The sequence below is a fragment of the Mesorhizobium sp. M4A.F.Ca.ET.050.02.1.1 genome (assembly GCF_003997725.1).
In the GTDB taxonomy this organism is placed as follows: domain Bacteria; phylum Pseudomonadota; class Alphaproteobacteria; order Rhizobiales; family Rhizobiaceae; genus Mesorhizobium.
Map to the genome: position 1 here is coordinate 1 of NZ_RZSG01000741.1, position 2,958 is coordinate 2,958.

The window sequence follows — 2,958 nt, forward strand, 5'->3', positions numbered from 1 at the left end:
AAATAGCACCAGGCGGCAGCGCCCTCAGCGGCCGCAAAATCGGGGTCGAGCTCAATGGCCTTGTAGAACTGCGGCAGCGCCGCCTCCAGCCCCTCCCTCGTCCAGCGGTAAAGGCTCGCCATGCCGCGCAGATAGTGATCGTAAGCGTCGAGACTTTCGGTGGGTTTGCGCTTGGCACGCGCCATCTCGGCCTGTTCGAGCCTGGGCGAGATCGCACCGATGACACTGGAGGCGACGAGGTCTTGCAGTTCGAACACCTCCGAGACACCGCCTTCGAAGCGGTCGGCCCAGAGATTCACCCCCGACGCCGCCTCGATGAGTTGGCCGGCCACGCGCAGCCGACTGCCGGCCTTGCGGACGCTGCCCTCCAGCACGTAGCGCACACCGAGTTCCCGCGCTACGCGCGTGACGTCGACCGCGTGACCCTTGTAGGCGAAGGCGGAATTCCGCGCGATCACGAACAGCCAGCTCACATGCGATAGCGCGGTCGTGATCTCCTCAACCACGCCGTCGGTGAAATAATCCTGCTCGGCGTCGCCGCTCATGTTCTGGAACGGGAGGACCGCGATCGACGGCTTTTCCGGCATGGAAACGGTAGGGCGCAGCGGCTCCGCCTTCGCTTCCGGGCGGGTAGGCAGGCCGCCTTCGGCTATGGGTTCCTTCAGATGCTCCGGCGGCGCTTCGATGCGTTCGACCAGCGCCCGCGTTGCCTCTTCGGGCTCGACGCTGAGCTCGCGCTTCAACGCTTCCTTGCAGGCCAGGAACTGGCGGAAGGCGTCATTGGTCCTGCCACGGCGGCGGAAGATGCGGATCAGGGCGCGGTGGGCCTGCTCGGCGCATGGGTCGAGACTCACCAGCCTTTCGGCAAGGCTTTCACAGGCCTGTTCCTGGCGCGAACCCAGTTCCGGCAAGAGGCTCAGCCGCTCGGCCAGGTCCAGCGCCTTGCGGGTGTAGTTCGCCCGAAACGGCGCAAGCCATTCGTCGATCTCATGCGGCAATGACACCCCGTCGAGCAGGTCGCCCCGGTAGAAGTCGGCCGCAGTCGCGAGACTTTCACCGTCATCGGCCTGGATCTTCTGGTCAAAAATCCAGATGTCGGCTTCATCGGCATTCGCCGCCAGCCAGATGGTGTCGGCATTGCCTTCCAGGCGAATGGCCTCGTCGCCGGTGGACGGAAACAGCCGCCTGATGTCGACCAGGGCCTGGCGCAGGCTATTTCGCGCCTGCTGCTCGCCGCTGCCGGCCCACAGCATCGCCGCCACCCTCTCGCGGCGAAGGCCTTTGGGGCCAGCCAAAACGAGCGCGGCAAACAGCAGCGACGTCTTGCGCGTCGCGAAATGCAAAGGTTGCCCTCCTGCAGAAGCAACCTCGATGTCGCCAAGCAATCGGATGTGCACCCCGACCCCCGAGAAACAGCCTCGGATAGAATATCACGTCCCGCCGTCGACTTAACGACGATTTAGCGCTTCCATCCGTGGTTTTTCCTGCGGTTTCACGCCTGCATGAACATTAGCAAAGCGCGCCGGCGGGACATTGCCCTCGTGAGTTCGAACGAGGGAGAATTACAATGACCTACATCAGCCTCAGGACCATCCAGCCGACCTCCCGTTTTGCCGGCAAGCTCGCTGCCCGTGTCGCGACTGTCTTCGCCGGGCTTCGGCGCCGGTATCAGGATTCGATGCAACGCAGGGCTTTGGCCGGTCTCTCGATGTCTGAACTGAAGGACTTCGGCTATCCGGCCGATGAAGCTCCCGCTGATGTCGTGGCCCGCGGCCGCATCGCCGGGTGCAGTCCGCTGCGGTGACCCTTGCCCAGGCGCACTTCTGGATTGCCTTGCAGGCTCTTCTCATCCCGCGCTGCCGGGAAGCGGCGCGCCAGGCAGATAAAGCATGACCGGCCGGATCTCGTAGACAGCGGTGGGATTGACGCGCTTGAGGTCGCGCGCCGTGGCAATCGCCTCGTCCTGGCTGGTGCAATCGAGCACGTAAAGCCCCAGCAATTGTTCCTTTGTCTCGGCAAAGGGACCGTCGATCACCATGCCGTCACCCGGACCGCGCAGCGTGACGGCGTCGGCGGTCGCGCCCAGCCTTGCCGCTGGGCCAAGCTTGCCCTCGCGCGTCAGCCTGTCGTTGATCTCGAGCAGGTTGTCCATCAGCGCCGCATCCTCTTCGGGCGTCCAGGACTGGACGGTTTGTTCGACGTGGTAGGCCAGGATGGCGTAGAACATGGGTGTGGTTTTCCTCATGCTGGAGCGGGCCGCACTATCACAAGGATGGCGTGAGTGATCCAGTCCCGCCGCCGATCTGGCCGCCCACTTCCTGACTCAACCTGCCAGCGGCAGTCGCAACTGTGTCAGCAGGCCGCCTTCGGGATTGTTGGAGAGGCTGATTTCGCCACCGGCGGCGCGCGCGATGTTGCGGGCAATGGTCAGGCCAAGGCCAAGGCCGCCGGTCTGGCGGTTGCGCGACTGCTCGATGCGGACAAATGAGCCGAACACCGCGCCGAGCTGGGCCTGCGGGATGCCTGGCCCTTCGTCGCGGATGGCGAGCGTGACCGTGTGCTCTGACCGCTCCAGGCTGAGATGCGCCTTCTTGCCATAGATCACGGCGTTCTGGACCAGGTTGGTGACGCAGCGTTTCAGCGCCACCGGCCGGGCGACACAGATCAGGCCCCGTGGCCGATTGCCGTCATTGTCGAACGAAACCTCCTCGAAACCGTCGGCGATCGATTCCACCAGTGACCAGAAATCGATGCGTTCGGCCTTTTCCTCGGTCACTTCGAACTTGGCGAAGTCGATGACCGAGCTTGCTATGCTCTCGATGTCGGCAAGGTCGTGGGCGAGCGCTTCGCGCGCCGGCGATTTGCGCAGCAGTTCGAGGCGCAGCCGCATCCTGGTCAACGGCGTGCGCAGATCGTGAGCGAGGGCCGCCGCAAGATGCTCGCGGTCCTCGACATAGT

4 protein-coding genes are annotated in these 2,958 nt (G+C 64.3%); 1 reads left to right on the forward strand and 3 read right to left on the reverse strand.

Going from position 1 to position 2,958, the window contains the following annotated elements:
- A partial coding sequence (locus EOA33_RS30350) for a BTAD domain-containing putative transcriptional regulator (RefSeq protein WP_127407323.1) occupies positions 1-1,343 on the reverse strand: 1,343 nt, incomplete at its 3' end.
- A gap of 224 nt (positions 1,344-1,567) precedes the next feature.
- Between EOA33_RS30350 and EOA33_RS30355 the strand changes: the two genes are divergently transcribed.
- Positions 1,568-1,804, forward strand: a complete 237-nt coding sequence (locus EOA33_RS30355; protein ID WP_126058646.1) for a hypothetical protein — start codon at positions 1,568-1,570, stop codon at positions 1,802-1,804.
- Positions 1,805-1,846: 42 nt separating this feature from the next.
- On the opposite strand, the gene EOA33_RS30360 is transcribed toward EOA33_RS30355, so the two are convergent.
- Both EOA33_RS30360 and EOA33_RS30365 read right to left on the reverse strand, forming a co-directional pair.
- Positions 1,847-2,227, reverse strand: a complete 381-nt coding sequence (locus EOA33_RS30360; protein WP_126058647.1) for a YciI family protein — start codon at positions 2,225-2,227, stop codon at positions 1,847-1,849.
- 96 nt (positions 2,228-2,323) lie between these two features.
- The coding region (locus EOA33_RS30365; protein ID WP_245482477.1) for an ATP-binding protein at positions 2,324-2,958 on the reverse strand (635 nt) is incomplete at its 5' end.

Bases quoted from the DNA above. Each gene is read 5' to 3' on its own strand.
- EOA33_RS30360 (WP_126058647.1), bottom strand. From the start codon at position 2,227: ATGTTCTACGCCATCCTGGCCTACCACGTCGAACAAACCGTCCAGTCC.
- EOA33_RS30355 (WP_126058646.1), top strand. From the start codon at position 1,568: ATGACCTACATCAGCCTCAGGACCATCCAGCCGACCTCCCGTTTTGCC.